Raw genomic sequence first — 19,253 nt, 5'->3', positions numbered from 1 at the left:
CCCCGGTCCATTTGGCCCCGGTCCATTTGGCGTCGCCCTCTCATGCGCTCAGCCGCTGCAGTTTTCCGCCGGCATGATCGGATAGACCGCACCCTTCGAGCGGACGGCAAACATCCTTCGGCCGCCGACCTCGATCTCCTCGCCATGCTCGACCAATTCATACATGACCGGCCGCGCCACCAGCGCCTCCAGCCGTCCGCGCACCAGCACATAGGGTTTCAGGCCGCCGGTTGCCTCCTCGTCGACAAAGCGCAGCGGATGCTCCGGCCCGGCCTCGACCACATCGCCGACATTGGTACGAAATGTGATGACCTGGCCATCGCCGGTGCCGCAAATGTCCATCTCGACGGCGATGAACGGCGCATCGACGACGCGGATGCCGACCCTTTCCACCGGCGTAACCAGGTAGGTCCTGCCGTCTTCGTCCTTGCGCAGCACGGAGGAAAACAGCTGCACCAGCGGCATGCGGCCGATCGGCGTGCCCTGGTAGAACCAGGTGCCGTTCTGTCTGATCTCCATGTCGAGATCGCCGCAAAAGGCCGGATTCCAACGATCCACCGGCGCCGGTCCTTTGCCCGCGCGGGCGGCACGCGAGATCAGCGCCTCCAGTCCGAGCGCCGCGGTCGCGGTCGTCAAACTTCCTTCACGATCTTCGGCGCGTTCTGTCATGGTCACGAAATAGTCACTGTTGTTCCGCTTGTCAGCCTAAGTCAGTGATTTAAGTTCAAAGACAGGCGCCACGCGAGGCCGAATCGCGGCACTCTGTGGCGTCGAAGCTGCAAGCCGGTATTTCCAACGAGAAGGATCGATGCTGCATGAGCGTGATGATCAAGGAAAGCCCGATCAGCGAAGAGGACATGATCGCCTTGGCCGAGACGGCGCTGGCCGACATTTCCAGGGTTCGCGAAGGCGTCGGCCGCGTCATCTTCGGCCAGGAAAGCGTCGTCGAACGCACGCTGGTGGCGCTGCTCGCAGGCGGCCATGCGCTGCTGGTCGGCGTGCCCGGCCTCGCCAAGACCAAGCTGGTCGAGACGCTGGGCATCGTGCTCGGCCTCGATTCCCGCCGCATCCAGTTCACGCCCGACCTGATGCCGTCCGATATTCTCGGCTCCGAGGTGATGGAGCAGGACGAATTCGGCAAGCGCTCGTTCCGCTTCATCTCCGGGCCGATCTTCGCGCAACTGCTGATGGCCGACGAGATCAACCGCGCCTCGCCGCGCACCCAGTCGGCGCTGCTGCAGTCGATGCAGGAATACCACGTCACCATTGCCGGTGTCCGCCACGACCTGCCGGCGCCCTTCCACGTGCTGGCGACGCAGAACCCGCTGGAGCAGGAGGGCACCTATCCGCTGCCCGAGGCGCAGCTTGACCGTTTCCTGATGCAGGTCGACATCCTCTATCCGGAAATCGAGGCGGAGCGCCGCATCCTCCTGGAGACCACCGGCATTGAGGACGCCAAGGCGCAGAACGTGCTGCAGCCGGCGCGGCTGAAGGAGATCCAGACCCTCATTCGCCGCATGCCGGTGCCGGAAAGCGTCGTCGAGGCGATCCTCCAACTGGTGCGCTCGGCGCGCCCCGGCCAGGGCAATGCCGAGACCGACAAGCACGTCGCCTGGGGCCCGGGCCCGCGCGCCAGCCAGTCGCTGACACTGTGCGCCCGCGCCCGCGCCCTTTATGACGGACGGCTGGCGCCGTCGATCGACGATATCAGAGCGCTGGCCGAGCCGGTGCTGCAGCACCGCATGGCGCTGACCTTTGCCGCCCGTGCCGAGGGCACGACCGTGCGCGACGTGGTGGCGAAACTGGCAAAAGGCATCTGATGGCGCGTATAGGCGAGGCCCAGGCACCGGCGGCGACGCGTGATGCGCTCGCCCGCGGCCGGTTGCGGGCATCGCTGGTGCCGGACCTGCTGGTCGAGGCGCGTCGCATCGTCAACACGGTGATCGCCGGCTGGCACGGCCGCCGCAAGCGCGGCATCGGCGAGAATTTCTGGCAGTTCCGGCCCTATGTCGAGGGCGACTCCTCGCGTATCGACTGGCGCCGCTCGGCCCGCGACGACCACATCTATGTGCGAGACCGCGAATGGGAGGCCGCCCATACGGTGTGGCTGTGGGCAGATCCCTCGCCTTCCATGCTCTACAAATCGACCGGCGCCACTGTCTCGAAGGAGTCCCGCGCGCTGGTGCTGGCGCTGGCCATGGCCGAGCTTCTGTCGCGTAGCGGCGAGCGCATCGCCTGGCCCGGGCTGACCGATCCGTTCACCGCCCGCAACGGCGCCGAGCGGATCACAGCACAACTCAGCCATGCCGGCGAATTGCCGGCAAAACCCGACCTGTCCGCTATCCGCCGCTTCTGCGACATCGTCATCGTCAGCGACTTCCTCGATCCGGTCGAGGACACCATCGCCTGGCTTGACGTGCTCGCCCGCCACGGCGTGCGTGCCCATCTGATCGAGGTCGCCGACCCGGCGGAGGAGAGATTCCCCTATGCCGGCCGCACCGAATTCACCGATCCCGAGACCGGCGACAAGCTGACCGCGGGCCGCGCCGAAACACTGGGCGACGACTACCGACTGCTTTACATCGCCCGCCGCCAGGAACTGACCGACTGGTGCAAGCGCCTCGGCTGGAGCTTTACCGTCAACCACACCGACCGCCTCGCCTCCGATGCGCTGGTGCGTGTCCACATGGCGATGACCGCCGATGGCAGCTCAGCCGGGAGGATCCGCGCATGAGCTGGCTGCCGCTCTCCTTCGGGGCGCCGATGGTGCTGTGGGGCCTTCTGGCCCTGCCGGTGATCTGGTGGCTTTTGCGGTTCACCCCGCCCAAGCCGCAGACCGAGGTCTTCCCGCCGCTGAAGATCCTGGCCCGCGTGCTGAAGCGCGAGGAGACGCCGCAACAGAGCCCGTGGTGGCTGACGCTGCTCAGGCTGCTGATGGCGGCCCTTATCGTTGCGGCGCTGGCCGAACCTGTCTTCAACCCGCGTGAAAGACTGCCGGCCGAGGGCACCGCTCTTGCGCTGGTCATCGACAATGACTGGGCAAGTGCCGCCGACTGGGGCCAGCGCGTCGCCACTGCCGAACGGCTGATCACCGATGCCAGCTCCAACGACGTGCCTGTCATCATCGCCTTCACCGCCGAAAAACCGAATGCCGAGATCGGCCCGTTCGACGCCGCCACCGCGCTCGACCGGCTGCGCGCGGCAAAGCCGCGGCCGATCCCGACCGACCGCCCGGCCGTCTATGCCCGCGTCGCGACAACCCTGGAGAGCTTGCCGGGCGCCAGCGTCGCCGTGCTCGCCGACGGTCTGGCGGCGGAAGGCGACGAGGCCGCCTTCAAAACGCTTCTGTCGAAGAACGCCGCCCGTGTCGTCTGGGCCGCCTCCGACCGGCCTGGCCTGATCGGCCTGACTGGCGCCGACAACCAGGTGGACGGCTTCGAGCTGGCCGCCATCCGCGCGCCGGGCGATCCGGCGCCGGCTCAGGTGACCGCCGGCGCCTTCGACGACAAGGGCCGCCGCATCGCCGACGCCACGCTGACCTTCTCGCCGGGCGAATCCACCGCCACCGGCACGATGGCGGTGCCGTTCGAGCTGCGCAACGACTTCGCCTCGATCACGCTCGACGGTCAGCGGCAGGCCGGCGCCGTCCGCGTGCTCGACGAGAGTTCCAAGCGCCGGCGCGTCGGACTGCTGTCGCAGGCCGAAGCCGACCAGGCGCAGCCGCTTCTGTCGCCGCTGTACTACATCCGCCGCGCGCTGCAGCCCTTCGCCGACCTCGCCGAGCCGTCGAGCGCCGACCTTGCCGACGCCATCCCGCAGCTCCTCGACCAGAAGCCGGTGATGATCGTCATGGCCGATGTCGGCACCATTCCGCAGCCGGTGCGGCAAAGGCTGGTCGACTGGGTCGACAATGGCGGCACGCTGGTGCGATTCGCCGGCTCGCGGCTGGTCGCCGCCGGCAATGACGACGACCTGCTGCCGGTCAGGCTGCGCACCGGCGAGCGCTCGCTCGGCGGCGCGCTGTCGTGGACGACGCCGCAGCCGGTCACCGATTTTCCGAAGACCGGCCCCTTCGCCGATCTCGCTCCGCCGGCCGAGGTCACCGTCACCAGGCAGGTGCTGGCCGAGCCGACGCCCGATATCGTCGAGCGCAGCTGGGCCACGCTTGCCGACGGCACGCCGCTGGTGACCGGTATGAAGAAGGGCAAAGGCACGCTCGTCCTGTTCCATGTCACGCCGGAGGCGACTTGGTCGAACCTGCCGATCTCCGGCAGCTTCGTCGAGATGCTGCGCCGCATCGTGCAACTGTCGCGCAACCAGGGTGCGGCGGTCGCCAATGCCGAAGCCGCTGCCGCCTCGCTAGCGCCCTACCGCATGATATCAGCCGATGGCACGCTGGTGCCGCCGACGCCGGATGCACGGCCGCTGGTGCCGGGTGCCGGCCCGCTGCCGGTGACGTTCGAGAATCCGCCCGGCCTGTATGGCTCCGACACCGGCGTCATCGCTCACAATCTGCTCAATGCCGAAAGCCGCTTGGCGCCGCTGGTCCGTCCTCAGATCACCGTGCCGGTCACCACCGTCCAGTACGCTTTCGACGAATCGCACAATTTGAAGGGCCCGCTGGTGGCGGCAGCTCTCCTGCTGATGGTCCTTGATACGCTGGCGGTGTTCTGGATGGGCGGCCTGTTATCGCGCCGGCCGCGCCGCGCCGGCACGGCCGCCGCAACCACCGCCGCCCTGCTGATTACGCTCGGCGCCCTGGTCGGCCACACCGACATCGCCCGCGCCGACGATGCCAAACCCGGTGATGAGCGGGCGATCGAGGACATTTCGAAAACCCGGATCGGCTATGTGCAGACCGGCGACCGGAGCGTCGATTCGATCAGCCAGGCCGGGCTGGAGGGCCTGACCCGCTTCCTGATCGAGAAGACCGCGCTCGAGCCGGGGGCGCCGGCCAGCGTCGATATCTCGAAGGACCAGCTTGCCTTCTATCCGCTGATCTATTGGCCGATCGATCCTGCCGCGCCGATGCCGAGCCAGGCCGCGATCGCCCGCGTCGACGCCTATATGCAGCAGGGCGGCACGGTGCTGTTCGACACGCGCGACCAGTTCGCCACCGGCATCGGCGCGGAGCAGGCTAGCCCGGCGACGGAGCGGCTGCGCGACATCCTCGGCAACCTCAACGTGCCGGCGCTGGAGCCGGTGCCGTCGGACCATGTGCTGACCAAATCCTTTTACATCCTGCCTGAGTTTCCCGGACGCTTCGCCGGTGGCCCGCTCTGGGTCGCGGCGTCGCTCGAAGCCAGCAACACCGAGAACCGCCCGGTACGCACCGGCGACGGCGTCTCGCCGATCATGATCACCGCCAATGATTTCGCCGGCGCCTGGGCGGTCGACGAGAATGGCGACCCGCTTTTGCCGACCGTGCCGTCGGATCCGATGCAGCGCATTTATGCGCTGCGCGCCGGCGTCAACATCATGATGTACATGCTGACCGGCAACTACAAATCCGATCAGGTGCATGTGCCGGTGCTGCTCGAACGGCTGGGGCAGTAAGCCATGAACTTGTCGCTCGCCTTCGAACCGCTCATCTCCTGGCCGCTGCTCGGCCTGGTGCTGGCGCCGCTGTTGCTGCTGGCATTGGTCGGCCTGTGGTTCCGCCAGCGCGGCGCGGTCTTCCGTTTTGCCGCCCTGCTGGCGCTGACTGCGGCCCTGCTCAACCCGGTGTTGCTCGACGAAGAGCGCGAGGCGCTGAAAAGCGTCGTCGCCGTCGTCGTCGACCGCAGCCAGAGCCAGGACATTGGCGAGCGCACCAGGCAGACCGACGAGGCGCTGGCCGGGCTTCAGCAGCGCCTCGGCCGCTTCAAGCAGTTCGACATCCGCGTCGTCGAGGCCGGCAAGTCGGAAGCCGCCGAGGAGCGCACCGAAACGCGGCTTTTCGGGGCGCTTGAGAGCGCTTTCCGCGACGTGCCGCCTTCGCGCATCGGCGGCGCCATCATGATCACCGACGGCGAGGTGCATGACGCCCCAGGCGGCACGCCCGACTTCAACGCGCCGCTGCACGCGCTGATCACCGGCAACGACCAGGAAAAGGATCGCCGCATCCGCTTCGAGAATGCGCCGCGCTTCGGTTTGGTCGGCAAGCCGCTCGAAATGACCTATCGCGTCATCGGCACCAACAACGAGGCCGGCTCGGTCGATGTGCGCGTCTCGGTCAATGGCGAGCAGGTTTCGGTCGAGAGGGCCACCATCGGCCAGGCCATGCCGCTGCAGGTGACCATTCCCGGCGCCGGCCGCAACATCGTCGAACTCGCCATCGATCCCGAGCCCGACGAACTCACCGACACCAACAACCGCGCCATCGCGCTGATCGACGGCATCCGCGAGAATTTGCGCGTGCTGCTGGTCTCCGGCGAACCGCATGCCGGCGAACGCACCTGGCGCAACCTTCTGAAATCCGACGCCTCGGTCGATCTGGTCCATTTCACCATTCTGCGGCCGCCGGAAAAGCAGGACGGCACGCCGATCAATGAATTGTCGTTGATCGCCTTCCCGACGCGCGAACTGTTCGTCGAGAAGATCAAGGATTTCGACCTGATCATCTTCGACCGCTACCAGCACCGCGACGTGCTGCCGGTCCTCTATTACGACTACATCGCCGAATATGTTGAAAAAGGGGGCGCGCTGCTGATCGCGGCAGGACCCGAATATGCCGGCGAAAGTTCCATCGCCCGCACGCCTTTGATGTCGGCACTGCCGGCGATGCCGACCGGCGAAGTCGTCGAAAAGGCCTTTTATCCACGCCTCACCGAGCTCGGCCAGCGCCATCCGGTGACGCGAGGGCTTGACGGCTCCGCCACCGAGCCACCGCACTGGAGCCGCTGGTTCCGCACCATCGGCGTCGAGAACCCCGGGGGCGAGGCGGTGATGAAGGGCGCCGACAACCGACCGCTGCTGCTGCTCGACCGCAAGGGTGAAGGCCGCGTCGGCATGTTTTTATCCGACCAGGGCTGGTTGTGGGCGCGCGGCTTCGAGGGCGGCGGCCCGCATGTCCAGCTCTATCGCCGCATCGCCCACTGGCTGATGAAGGAGCCCGAACTCGAGGAGGAGCGGCTGACTGCCGACGGCCGCGGCATGATGCTGGAAATCCGCCGCCAGACGATGAGCGACGATCCCGGCCCGGCGCAAATCATCACCCCGTCCGGCAAGGCGATGACCGTCAAGCTCGCGAGAGCTGAACCCGGCGTTTTCCTGGGCAGCATCGAGACGAGCGAGATCGGCCTCTATCAGGTCGGCAATGGCGACCTGAAAGCGCTTGCCCATGTCGGCCCGGTCAACGCACCGGAATTCACCGACGTCGTCTCAACCGAGAACCGGCTGAGAGCCCCGGCCGAGGCCACCGGCGGCAGCGTGCGCCGGCTGGCGCAATCGTCGACCCTTGGCAATCTCGCCGGCGGCGTGACGCTGCCGTCGGTCGTCCCGGTCCGCCCCACGGGCGTGGCGGCGGGCAACGACTGGATCGGCCTGCGCACCACCGACGACAGCGTGCTGAAGGCCGTCTCGCGCGTGCCGCTGTTCGGCGGGTTCCTCGGCCTCGGGCTGCTGCTTCTGGCATTGGGCTCGATGTGGTACCGAGAAGGGCGTTAGCGACGCGCCTTCACCTTCTCACCCTTGTGAGAGAAGGCGGCCGAGCGAAGCTCGGTTGGATGAGGGGTGTTCCAGCTTGGCAGCGACGGCACTCCGTCCAGCACCCTCAACCGTCTTGGCGCTGCGCGCCAATCCACCTTCTCCCACAGGGGAAGAAGGGGAAGCGGGCGCTACTCCTCCGGTTGCGTCGTGAACATCAGCGGGTAGCCCTTGGTCTTGCCGGCATCGGTCGCCCGAGTCGCCTTGGTCTCGGCGACGTCCCTGGTGAAGACGGCGACGACGCAGACGGCTCAGTCGCCCGGGCCAGCAAACGAAATGAGATTTCCGTCTGGATCCATAACAATGAAGTTTCTGGCACCCCAGGGTTCTTTCCTGAGGACTTGGTGAAAGGGCACCCCTGCGGCCTGAAAATTCAGAAAGAGCTGTTTAATCTCGTCTGCAGTATCGACTGTGATCCCGGCGGAGAGCAGGTGTTCACGTTGCCGTATATCGCCAACGAACACAGGTTCGCAAACCAACCTCAGCGCGAGTTGCGCATTGTCACGCGTCACCTGTCCGTAAAATGCCGGGTCGCCGTAAACAAAGTCGACTCCGAAGCCGAGCTTGGTGGTGAAGAATTCGAACGATGCTTTGATGTCGGTGACGAACAACTGCGCTGAGGTCGAACGCAGAACGGGTGCAGGCACGGTCTGTTTTTTCTGAACTGTCATGGCTGGGGCTCCTGTCTTGAGCGCCTGCCATCCCTCGAACCCCAATTGACGCGCGATCAGTTCCTGCGCGTCGCTGAGCTTGAAATTTGCTTCCAGTACCTGATTGTCATCGAGATGCTGGAAGCGTGGCAACGCAGCCCTGATCTCGGCTGCGACCGGATAGTACCGTTCGCGGTGCCACCGCAAATATTGCTTGGCCTGCTTTTTGAGGTTTTCGAGATTCGGCATGGGCGCAACGGTGGTTACAGTATAGGCGGGCATTGCCCTTTCGACGTTACACCGATGCGCCCTACGCAGCGCTGCGAACGTGCCTCGGCGATGAGCAGTTGTCAATCACCGCACTCCGTCCAGTACGCTCAACCGTCTTGGCGCTGCGCGCCAATCCACCTTCTCCCGCAGCAAGGGGAGGAGGGGAAGCCGGCACTACTCCTCCGGTTCCGTCGTGAACATCAGCGGGTAGCCCTTGGCCTTGCCGGCATCGGTCGCCCGTGTCGCCTTGGTCTCGGCGACGTCCCTGGTGAAGACGGCGACGACGCAGACGCCGCGCTGGTGCGCGGTGATCATCACCCGCCGCGCCTGGTCCTCGCTCAGCTTGAATTCGCCCTTGAGCACCGTCACCACGAACTCGCGCGGCGTGAAATCGTCATTGAGGAGGATGACCTTGTAGAGCTTCGGCCGTTCGATCTTCGGCTTCGTCTTGGTGCGGGGTTTGGTGACGATCTCAGGCATCGGAACCGGCAACTGCGCGCAAGAATTTCGCTTTTATTGTGACATGGACGAAAGCAATCGTCCATTTTGAACCGCCCGCAAACCGCCTTCCTGGCGGGGCGCCGCCGTTCACAAGTCCGTGCCTATATGGGACCGCCGCCAAGCCAGCGCAGACCGCGAAGAAACGATACGGACCGTTCCGTTCAGAAACAACTATCGCCGCAATACCGCGCTCAGCACGTCCCTGATGCCGATGGCGCCGACGAAGCGCGACTGGTCGTCGAACAGCGCCACCGGTGCGGTCTGCGAGCGGTGCATGGCCAGCATCACCGTCTTCAGCGAGGTGCCGGGATTGGCCCAGAATACCTGCGTCGTCTCCTCCGGCTGCGCCTCGACATCGGCGCACGACACCCAGAACGCCGGCTTGCCGTCGCGCTCGGCCGCTGCCACCAGCCCGTGCTCGTCGATCTTGAAACGCGTCGTCTTGCGGCGGTCGAGCCACACCCAGCCGTCCTCGCCGTGGTCGAGATCACGGCGGTCGCGCATCACGTTCCAGGCAGTCAGCACCGAGAGCGGGTTCACATTGGCGATGAAGTCGCGGACATAGTCGTTGGCGGGGCGCAGCACGATGTCTTCCGGCGCGCCGGTCTGCACGATACGCCCGCCTTCCATGATGGTGATGTGGCTGCCGATCTTCAGCGCCTCCTCGAGATCGTGGCTGACGAAGACGATGGTCTTCTTCAGCTCGGCCTGAAGCTGCAGCAATTCGTCCTGCAGCTTGGTCCGGATCAGCGGGTCGAGCGCCGAGAACGGCTCGTCCATCAGCAGGATCGGCGCTTCGGTGGCAAACGCGCGCGCCAGCCCGACGCGCTGCTGCATGCCGCCGGAAAGCTCGTGGGCGTATTTCGACGCCCACTGGTCGAGCCCGACGAGCTTCAACTGGCGGTCGACGCGCGCCTTGCGCTCGGCTTCGGGCACGCCGGAAAGCTCGAGCCCAAAGCCGACATTTTCCGCGACGGTGCGCCAGGGCAGAAGGCCGAACTGCTGAAACACCATGGCGACCCGCGTCTGTCTGATATGGCGCAGCGTGGCGGCGTCGCAGGCCGCGACATCGACCATGCGGTCGCCGTCCTTGACCATGACGTTGCCGCGCGCCGGCACGTTGAGCAGGTTGACGGCGCGCAGCAGCGTCGATTTGCCGGAGCCGGAGAGGCCCATCAGGACGGAAATCTCGCCCTCGTTGACGGTCAAATTGGCACCGGCGCAGCCGAGCACGGCGCCGGTCTTCTCCAGGATTTCCTGACGCGTCGCGCCGCTGTCGACGAGCGCCAGCGCTTCCTTGCGCGCCGCGCCAAAGACGATGTCGACATTCTTGAAATCGACCGCAGCGCTCATTTGGCGGCTCCGGTGCCGATGCGGCTGATGCGGTCGAGGATGATGGCGAGCACGACGATGGCGAGGCCGGCTTCGAGGCCGAGCGGGATGTTGACCGAGTTCAGCGCGCGCACCACCGGCTTGCCCAGGCCGTTGGCGCCGATGAGCGCAGCGATCACCACCATGGAGAGGCAAAGCATGATGCACTGCGTCAGGCCCGCCATGATGGTCGGCAGCGCCGCCGGCAGCTCGACTTTCCACAGCAGCTGGCGTTTTGTCGCGCCGAAGGCTTCGCCGGCCTCGATCATCGGTTTCGGCACCGAGGTGATGCCGAGATGCGTCAGGCGGATCGGCGCGGGAGCCGCGAAGATGACGGTGACAATGAGGCCGGGTGCGATGCCGAGGCCGAAGAGAATGAGCACCGGGATCAGGTAGACGAAGGTCGGCATGGTCTGCATCAGATCCAGGACCGGCTGGAGATAGCGGTAGCCACGCTCGTTATGCGCCGCCCAGATGCCGATCGGCACGCCGATGGCCATCGAGGCCGCAGCGGCGCCCACGACCAACACCAGCGTCTCGACGGTTTCCTGCCAGAGATCCTGGTTGACGATGAAGAGCAGGCCGAGCGCGACAGCAAGCGCCAGCTTCCATGATTTCTGCAGGTACCAGGCAAGCCCGGCAATGGCGGCGACCAGGAGGACCGGGGGGACGAGCAGCAAAAGATCGACGAGCCCGTCGAGAACGACGGTGAGCCCGTCGGCGATACTGTCGAAAAACCACTCGAAATTGGTGGTCAGAAAGTCGAAGAAGGTCTTGCCCCACCGCCCGATCGGGATCTTGAAGCTCGAAATCAGTTGCGAAACCGGATCCATGGCAAATGTCCCCTCATTCTTCTTCACCTCTCCCCTGACGGGGTGGGCCGAACCGCGCAGCCGAGCCGGGTGGGATGGTCACGGTTATGCTCCGTTCCGAACCATCCCAACCGCGGCGCGTGCCGCGCCGAACCTCCCCACACGGGGGAGGAGTAAGTTTGCTACGAACCCAGTGCGGTTTTCACCGCGGCCGCGGCGTCGCCGCCGTCGAAGGTCGTCACGCCGGCGAGCCATGGCGTCATCGCGTCCGGATTGGCCTTGAGCCATTTGGTGGCCGCGGCTTTCGGGTCGGCGCCGTCATTGAGGATCGCACCCATGATCTCGTTTTCCATCTTGAGCGAGAACACCATGTTCTTGAGCAGCGCGCCGACGTTCGGGCATTCGGTGGTGTAGCCGGCCCGGACATTGGTGGCGACGGTCGCGCCGCCGAAATTCGGGCCGAACACCTCGTCGCCACCCGACAGATAGGCCATCTTGATGTTGGCGTTCATCGGATGCGGCTCCCAGCCGAGGAAGACCACGTCTTCGCCCGATGCGGCCGCTTTCTGCACCGCCGACAGCATGCCGGCCTCGGAGCTTTCGACAAGCTCGAAATCCTTCAGGCCGAACTTGTCGGCGGCGATCATGTCGAGGATCAGGCGGTTGCCGTCATTGCCGGCTTCGATGCCGTAAATCTTGCCGTCGAGCTTGTCCTTGAATTTGGCGATATCGGCGAAATCCTTCAGACCGGCATCATAGGTGTGCTGTGGAACGGCGAGCGTATATTTCGCGCCTTCCAGGTTGGTCACGACCGTCTCAACCGACTTGTCTTCGAGATAGGGTTTTATGTCGGCTTCCATGGTCGGCATCCAATTGCCAAGGAAGACGTCGACGTCCTTGTTCTTCAGCGAGGTGTAGGTGACCGGAACCGACAGCACCTGCACGTCGGGCTCGTAGCCGAGCGCTTCGAGGATGACGCTGGCGGTAGCGGTGGTGGCGGTGATGTCGGTCCAGCCGACATCGGCAAAACGCACCGGCTTGCAGCTTTCCGGCTCGGCGGCGAGTGCACCGCTCGCCGAAAGAAATGCCGCCAGACCGAAGCCGGCGGCGAGTAGTTTCATACGCGACATCTGTATTCTCCCATTGTGATCTGTCGGCGAAGCGAAATTGCGGTTTTGTCTCCGCCTTGTTTCGTCAGCCAAACACCATTCTGGTGCGGTTTCAAGCGATAAGACAATCGCGATCAACGGCGCGGGCTGGCCGACCAGCGACAGGTTCGCCGCTTTTTCGGTGGCCAGGCGCTTTTCCGGTGGCCAGGCGCTTTTCCGGTGGAACGTCGGGACGCCCCTCCCCGCGTTGGGACAACTCGGCTTAAAAGGGCGGCATGGCCAAGCTGTACTTCCACTATGCGACGATGAATGCCGGCAAGACGACGATGCTGCTGCAGGCCTCCTACAATTACCGCGAGCGCGGCATGACGACGATGCTGTTCGTCGCCGGCCACTACCGCAAGGGCGACACCGGGCTGATCTCGTCGCGCATCGGCCTGGAGACGGAGGCTGAGATGTTCCGCGACGGCGACGACCTGTTCGCCAGGGGCGCCGAGCATCACGACCACACGACCGTGCATTGCGTCTTCGTCGACGAGGCGCAGTTCCTCGAAGAGGAGCAGGCGTGGCAGCTTGCCCGCATCGCCGACCGGCTGGACATCCCGGTGATGTGCTACGGCCTGCGCACGGATTTCCAGGGCAAGCTGTTTTCCGGCTCGCGCGCGCTCCTGGCGATAGCAGACGATCTGCGCGAGGTGCGCACCATCTGCCGCTGCGGCCGCAAGGCGACGATGGTCGTCGCCTCGGCGCGCACGGCAAGGTGGCGAGACAGGGCGAACAGGTGGCGATCGGCAAGGATGTTTATGTCTCGCTCTGCCGCCGCCATTGGGAAGAAGAAATGGGCCGCGCCGCGCCCGACGATTTCATCGGCTTCACCAAGGCCTGAGCAGCGCCGTCGGCGACGCTGCCGATCTCCCCCCTTGCGGGGGAGATCGGGTGCGGCTTCGGCTTTTCGCCAATCACCAGCGGTGGAAGGCAGGCCGATGGGGTCGGGTTTGTTTGAGGTATCGCGGCATCTTCCGCCTTTCCTTCCCCCCTTGCCATACATATATTCGCGGCGTTCGCGACACGAACAATTGCCGAAGCGGGAGGCTCCTATGGCGACATTGCAGAATTTCGATGCCGAAATTGCCAAGACCAATCAGGTCGTGCAGGACATGCGCACCAAGATCGAGCAGTCCGGCGCCGTGCTCGACACGCTCGCCAGGACCGACAAGAAGATCGGCGACGCCAATTTCGACCTCGAGAACGCCCGCATCGAGGATGTGCTGAAGCAGCAGAAGGTGATGGAAGGCAACATCGCCGACCTGATCATCGGGCTGGAGGACGCCACCAACGTCTTCGGCGCCGAATTCGAGAGCATGAAGAACTACACCGGCTGGGAAAGCTTCGTCGGCATATTTTCCGACCAGAGCAAGCAGCGCATGCGCACCGACCGCGTCCGCAATATGTCGCTGGCCGGCAATCTGCAGGAGCTTTTGGCGAAATCCGACACCATCGTCGGCATCCTCAAGGCGCAGAAGCAGATCCTCGACCAGCGTTACAAGACCTCCGAGGCCAGCCTGTCGCAGGTGATCGAGCGTCGCAAGGCGACCATGTCGAATCTTGAGACCGTGCAGAAGCGCATCGAGGAGCTCAATCCGATGCTGCTCGACATCGAGAACAAGATCGCCGCCTCGACCAGCCAGAAGGAGCGCACCGAGCTTGAGGGCGAGCGTTCGAAACTGGCAACCGAGTACAACGAGAAGCAGGCCAAGGAGCAGGAACTGCTGGCCGAAAGCCAGACCCTGGAGCGCTACACTTCGATGTTCCAGACCTTCGTCGATTCGCTCAACAACCAGATCGCGGCGCAGTCGACGCTGATCAACAAGCTGACCATCGATACCGAGCAGCGCATCGTGCTCTACAAGGCCCTGGAAGATTCGCTGAAGACCGCCGCCCAGCAGGACGTCGCTCACAAGATCAATACGCTGGGCAGCCAGGTCGACAACACCGCCGAGGAAACCATGGCCGGCATCGGCGCGGCCTCGCAGAAGCACATTGGCGATCTCCTCGAAATGCACGAGAAGAACATGGTGGCGACCGCCGACATCCAGCGCCGCAAGAAGCTGGCCGACGATGCCTTTGCCCGCCGCTTCGACGACGTGCTGAAAAAGCACAATGCGGCAAACTACGTGCAGTCGTAATTGCTGCATATCTCCCAAGGGCTGGCTGCATGACCCCCGAAAACGAAGCGGCAACGCGGTATTTCTCGGCGATCACCGCGGCACTCAGCGGCCTCGAAGTGTTCATGCGCGACGATCGCTCGCCGCTCTACCGGCACGGCATCGTCGCCAAGATCGTCGCCGAATATATTGCGCGGCTCGACAACTCGTTTTCCTGCTGGCGCAACCGGCTGGGCTTCATGGAGACATTCCGCATCTCGCGCGCCGAAAGCGGCTTTCCGGTCTTCCAGAACGTGCTCGAACTTGAAAACGACCGCCGCCAGGCCGATACGCGTCTCGCCAACATACCGCTGGCCGACGAGTTGCGCGAGGAATTGGCCGACTTCATCCTGCGCCACAAGGAATTCCCCGAGGCGCTGCAGAAGTCGATGGCCGAGCGGCTTTATCTGGAAGGCGTCAGGAGCGAGACGACCTTCGGGCCGTTCACCTTGGCGCAGACGGCAAAAGTCTTGGTCAATCCGAAGACCAGGCGGCCTTACTACCTCGTCCATTGGGCAGCCTTCGACGGCAGCGCCAACCTGCCGCTGGTCTACATGGTGACGGTCGAGGATTCCTCCGAAGAGATGATCGGGCAGCTTGTCGACCGCAATGGCAAGCTCAACGAAAAGGTCGACATTCCGCTTCCGGTTGAAGGACTGCTCAATCCCGAGCTTGCCCACCGCTTCGACGACTTCACCGAGAAGAACTCCGCCTATACGCTGTCGCCGGCTACGATCGCGGTCAACCTCGACAAGGATTTCGAGCAACTCCACCCCAAGCAGCTGCGCCGCGTCGTGCTCGGGCCTTTCTATTCGGCCGGGATCACCGACAACAATTCGACGGTGACCGACATTCTGGACAAGGTGCGCAAGCCGGAAAACGCCTGGCTGCTGACCTGGACCATCCAGGAGGTTTATTCGAAATCCGAAAAGCCAGGTCGCAAGGGGTTGTTTTCGAGCGAGAAGGCGACGCAGGAATTCTTCATCGACACCGACGATCTGGAGGCGGCGCGACAAGGCGTGTCGAGCTACGAGAAGCACGCGCTGATCCCGCATGAGGCCTATCAGGCGCTCTACGCCGCCGGCGAGGCGCAGAAGATCTTTTCCGGCTACAAGGTCCACATCCTGTCCAAAGGACAGGTCATCAGTGACGTCTGACAGTCAAACCGCGGAGCATCCTTCATGGACACCGGCCTGACCACGATTTCGGAAGCGGCAATCGAAAAGCACCGCGCCACCGCGCAGAGCTTCATCACCCGCATCGTCGTGCTGGAGGACCCGTCGCGGGAATCCGGTACCGCACTGGCCGGCACCAACCGCCGCTTCGTCTCGACCGTCTCGGTCGGCTCGGTGCGCCGCACGCGCGAGGTCGAGCTTTCCAAGACCGTCGCCGCCGTCCATCCCGACGACCAGCTGCTGAGCATTGCACAGCACATGCTGCTTTATCGCACCCGGCGCGGGCTGGCGATCGCGCTGGCCATCGCCGATGTCTTCGCCGAAGGCTCAGATCTCGAGAGCCTGAAGGCGAAAAACGCCCGCGCGCCGCTCGAAGGCGACGAGGCCGCCGCCTTCAAGAAGCTGCTGTCGGCCTCGGCCTATATTTCGGCCTTCAGCCTCGCCTCCTATCTGTTCCAGCTGATCGACAGCGACGGCGAGGCGCCGAACGACACGCCCGAGCCGGACTTTTTGTTCGACACGCCGCAGGACGCGGTGAAATCGATCGTAGCCGGCCTCGACAGGGCGATAGCAGGCGCGACGGACGACGCCGATCTGATGACCCGGGCGCGCGCATTCGCCCGTGTCGTCATCGACGGGCTTTTGGCGCGAAAGGGCCGCTTCGACGGCATTGGTCCGTTTGAGAATGCGCATATCCGCATCGACGTCGACGACTTCACCCTCGACGGCTTCGACGTCGCGCCGGGCAAGCGGTCGAAGCCGCTGGTGATGACCTTCAAGAAGCCGGAAGAGGTAGTCGGCAACCACATCGCCAAATACCAGTCGGTCAAGCTCGCCAAGATGCTGATGGCATACGATTTCGAGCGCGAGCTGAACCCGTTTGTCGAGCTCGGCGGCTTCCTGTTCACCTTCATCGGCGACGGCGCGCCCGGCACCGGCAAGACGACGCTGATCCAGATGATCGCCGGTCTCGTCAACGGCTACTGCCAGGTCGCCGGCTATCCCTTCGCCTACGAGAATTTCGGCGTCGACCAGATCTCCTCCTACCAGGGCAAGTCGGGCCAGAACTGCCGCCAGTTCATCAACAATGTGCTGAACTCGCGCGTCATCGGCTTCGGCACCATCGACGATATCGACCAGGTGGCGGCCCGCCGCTCCGACGATCGCGCCTCGGCCGGCCAGCAGGAAATCACCGGCGTCCTGATGGACGCATTCGGGGGTGCGGCCACGGTGGTGCGCGGCAACTGCTCCTTCGGCATGTTCTCCAACTATCCCGAAAACGTCGACGACGCGCTGCGCCAGCGCGCCGGCGCCCGCTGGCTGGTCAATGGGCCCCAAACGCGCGACGACTATATCGACATCTTCGTGCTGCTCGCCGGCAAGAACCACAAGATCCCGCTCGGCGACCACAAGCTCTATGCCGCCCAAGAAATCCAGCGCGCGGTGATGGCGGCCTATGAAGAGCACGAGAAGCCCAGGGAAGACGGGCTGATGAAGGTCTATGAGCGCTACATGAAGGAGAACGGCGCGCCGAAGTCGATGGCCGACATCGGCACCTATCTGCACATGATCAAGGAGGCCGAGCCGCGCTTCACCGGCCGCGCCATCAAGAACGTCACCGATGCGATCAAGATGCGCGCCATGGACATCGAGTTGCCGGACGAATGGTTCGAGAAGCCTGAAGTCTTCATGCACAAGAGCTACGACGACAAGAAGGCGATGATCGAGGAACTGCGCGGCCCGTTCTCGATGGACATGGTCATGCAGGAGGTCAACCGCTACGCCGACTCGGAGTTCCGCTATTCCGACAAGTCAGACGACGCCGCAGTGACCAAGATGATCCGCGACACCCGCCTGCGCGACCGCGCGGTCCGCGAGATCGAGGAGCTGAAGAAGAAGGGCCTGTGGAATGCGTGAGACGCGCCGACGCTCCCTTCTCCCCTTGTGGGGTCCGAAGGACGGGGCGAGACCGGTGGCTCGCCCCCGGGCGGTGTCGCCGAAGGCGACGGAAGAGGGGCATTCGTCAAGCTGGAACACCCCTCATCCGACCGAGCTTCGCTCGGCCACCTTCTCCCACAAGGGGAGAAGGGACATCCGCGCCCCTCATCCGCCCTTCGGACACCTTCTCCCCGTGAACGGGGAGAAGGGAGAATGAGCCCCGCCAAGAAATCCGACCTTTTGCGCGAGAACGAGCTGATCTATGGCCGGCTGCTGACCATCGACGAGCCACATCTGATCCAGCGCTACAACAAGGCTTTGGTCGCCTTCGGCCTGAAGCCGACGAAGCTGAAGAGCTTCGAGATCGACCGCACCGGCTTCTCGCCGCAAGTGGCCGAGGAATGCGGCGACTACAACTACCTCGATCCCAACGAGATCAATCGCCGCTTCATCCTCCTGACGCCGTCGCAGGTCGACCTGCCGGTGGTCCACACCGCCTTTTCCAACACCTCGCAGCTGATGTTCGAGTTCATGTCGACGAACCAGCGCGCCATCGACGCGCTGACCATCAAGGATGTCATCTACGGCGAGATCGAGGATTCGGTCCCCAAGGTCGACGACATCGAGGACCTGCTGTCGATCAACCAAGTCGAGTTCAAGGTGCTGTCGGCGGAGGACGTGCTCGGCAAAGCCGCCGAACTCGGCAAGCTCGTCGACCGGTTGAAGCAGGAGCCGGACGCCTGGCGCGACAGCGCCATGCTCACCCGCATGGTCGAGCTTGCCAAGATCTGCGGCGACATCCGCGAGAACGCGCTGGTGCCGGATCAGGTGATCTTTCGCCACAGCGCCTATTGGACCAGCCATTTCGGCGGGCTCTATGTGTTCATCGACCCCGACATGACGACGGTGATCGGCGACCCGGCAGCACCCGGCTTCCGCCGCTCGCGGCCGTGGCAGGTGAGCTACCTCTCGATCAAGGATGCCGACAGGGTGTTCAAGTTTCTTGCCGCGACCGGCCGCATCGAACTGCCGCGGGCCTCGTGGATCGAAACATCAGGCTATCTCGAGCACCGCGCCGAAATGGTGGTGCGGGCGCTGATCCGCGACGCCGAGCCCGACCGCAACCTGACCGACGTCGACAAGGTCTGGCTGCAGACCTGGATCCACAGCCATGCCGACCTGATCACCAGGGACGGAAATTTTCCCTTTCTCAACGCCGCCAAGCGCGAGATCGCTCACCTCGGCTATCTCAAGATCGAGGACGTGTTCCCGCAGCAGCGTTTCCTGACGATCCGGGCCAAGCCCGGACATCCTGACGCCTGGCTGACCAACCAGTTGATCTCGGATTTCGTGCCGCAGGACTTCGTCTCGCGCTACGTCTTCAACAAACCGGGTTTTTACAGGGACTATGACGGCTTCAGCGACGCCTGGCGATCGCATGTTGTGGACGTTCTGAAAACCACATATCTGAAAGACAAGGTGGCGTTTCGCACACGCCTCTACGGCCTTACCGATTGAATGCCTAACCTTATCGAAT

At 64.2% G+C, this 19,253-nt stretch carries 13 protein-coding genes and 3 pseudogenes; 9 read left to right on the top strand and 7 right to left on the bottom strand.

All coding sequences use genetic code 11. The features are described from left to right. Window positions 1-40: 40 nt before the first annotated feature. A pseudogene (locus AC0L18_RS27110) lies at window positions 41-669 on the bottom strand (DUF1285 domain-containing protein). A 146-nt stretch (window positions 670-815) separates the two neighbouring features. Here AC0L18_RS27110 and AC0L18_RS27105 point away from each other — a divergent pair. From AC0L18_RS27105 to AC0L18_RS27090, 4 genes are read left to right on the top strand one after another with little or no spacing between them, the layout of a single operon-like run. After that, window positions 816-1,820, top strand: coding sequence for an AAA family ATPase (locus AC0L18_RS27105; RefSeq protein WP_473494947.1), 1,005 nt, complete (start codon window positions 816-818; stop codon window positions 1,818-1,820). Continuing rightward, window positions 1,820-2,734 (top strand): DUF58 domain-containing protein, encoded by a 915-nt coding sequence (locus AC0L18_RS27100; protein WP_473494946.1) that lies wholly within the window; start codon window positions 1,820-1,822, stop codon window positions 2,732-2,734. The genes AC0L18_RS27105 and AC0L18_RS27100 overlap by 1 nt, the downstream gene beginning before the upstream one ends. Continuing rightward, complete coding sequence (locus tag AC0L18_RS27095; RefSeq protein WP_473494945.1) at window positions 2,731-5,556, top strand: DUF4159 domain-containing protein; 2,826 nt, start codon at window positions 2,731-2,733, stop codon at window positions 5,554-5,556. Before AC0L18_RS27100 ends, AC0L18_RS27095 begins: the two co-directional genes overlap by 4 nt. A gap of 3 nt (window positions 5,557-5,559) precedes the next feature. Continuing rightward, the gene (locus AC0L18_RS27090) at window positions 5,560-7,647 is read left to right on the top strand and encodes a hypothetical protein (protein WP_473494944.1); all 2,088 of its coding nucleotides are present in this window, start codon (window positions 5,560-5,562) and stop codon (window positions 7,645-7,647) included. 170 nt (window positions 7,648-7,817) lie between these two features. Here the strand turns inward: AC0L18_RS27090 and clpS (AC0L18_RS27085) are convergent. The 6 genes and pseudogenes from clpS (AC0L18_RS27085) to AC0L18_RS27060 all read right to left on the bottom strand — a co-directional run. Then, window positions 7,818-7,934: pseudogene (gene clpS / locus AC0L18_RS27085) on the bottom strand (ATP-dependent Clp protease adaptor ClpS); the annotation flags it as partial. Window positions 7,935-7,937: 3 nt separating this feature from the next. Continuing rightward, the gene (locus AC0L18_RS27080; RefSeq protein WP_473494962.1) at window positions 7,938-8,585 is read right to left on the bottom strand and encodes a VOC family protein; all 648 of its coding nucleotides are present in this window, start codon (window positions 8,583-8,585) and stop codon (window positions 7,938-7,940) included. Window positions 8,586-8,780: 195 nt separating this feature from the next. Continuing rightward, on the bottom strand, window positions 8,781-9,086 hold the full coding sequence (clpS, locus tag AC0L18_RS27075; protein WP_023799954.1) for an ATP-dependent Clp protease adapter ClpS: 306 nt from the start codon (window positions 9,084-9,086) through the stop codon (window positions 8,781-8,783). Window positions 9,087-9,278: 192 nt separating this feature from the next. Then, window positions 9,279-10,460, bottom strand: a complete 1,182-nt coding sequence (gene choV / locus AC0L18_RS27070) for a choline ABC transporter ATP-binding protein (protein ID WP_473494943.1) — start codon at window positions 10,458-10,460, stop codon at window positions 9,279-9,281. Beyond that, on the bottom strand, window positions 10,457-11,311 hold the full coding sequence (choW, locus tag AC0L18_RS27065) for a choline ABC transporter permease subunit (protein ID WP_023799956.1): 855 nt from the start codon (window positions 11,309-11,311) through the stop codon (window positions 10,457-10,459). Before choW ends, choV begins: the two co-directional genes overlap by 4 nt. Before the next feature lie 161 nt (window positions 11,312-11,472). Next, window positions 11,473-12,420 carry a choline ABC transporter substrate-binding protein gene (locus AC0L18_RS27060; RefSeq protein WP_473494942.1) on the bottom strand — a complete coding sequence of 316 codons (948 nt, stop codon included), beginning with the start codon at window positions 12,418-12,420 and terminating at the stop codon, window positions 11,473-11,475. A gap of 254 nt (window positions 12,421-12,674) precedes the next feature. Here AC0L18_RS27060 and AC0L18_RS27055 point away from each other — a divergent pair. The 5 genes and pseudogenes from AC0L18_RS27055 (at window position 12,675) to AC0L18_RS27035 (ending at window position 19,234) form a co-directional block, all read left to right on the top strand. Next, window positions 12,675-13,285, top strand: a pseudogene (locus AC0L18_RS27055) (thymidine kinase). Window positions 13,286-13,496: 211 nt separating this feature from the next. Next, complete coding sequence (locus AC0L18_RS27050; RefSeq protein WP_287068528.1) at window positions 13,497-14,585, top strand: hypothetical protein; 1,089 nt, start codon at window positions 13,497-13,499, stop codon at window positions 14,583-14,585. A 29-nt stretch (window positions 14,586-14,614) separates the two neighbouring features. Next, a complete protein-coding gene (locus tag AC0L18_RS27045; protein WP_473494941.1) occupies window positions 14,615-15,760 on the top strand; it encodes a hypothetical protein in 1,146 nt (381 codons plus the stop codon). A gap of 24 nt (window positions 15,761-15,784) precedes the next feature. Further along, entirely contained in the window at window positions 15,785-17,695 is a 1,911-nt protein-coding gene (locus AC0L18_RS27040) for an AAA family ATPase (RefSeq protein ID WP_473494940.1), read from the top strand. 234 nt (window positions 17,696-17,929) lie between these two features. Then, window positions 17,930-19,234 carry a DUF6638 family protein gene (locus AC0L18_RS27035; RefSeq protein ID WP_473494939.1) on the top strand — a complete coding sequence of 435 codons (1,305 nt, stop codon included), beginning with the start codon at window positions 17,930-17,932 and terminating at the stop codon, window positions 19,232-19,234. Window positions 19,235-19,253 lie beyond the last annotated feature (19 nt).

The organism is Mesorhizobium sp. WSM4819 (assembly GCF_055811215.1).
The sequence above is the reverse complement of the archived record's forward strand: the minus strand, read 5'-3'. Positions and strand labels throughout refer to the sequence as shown.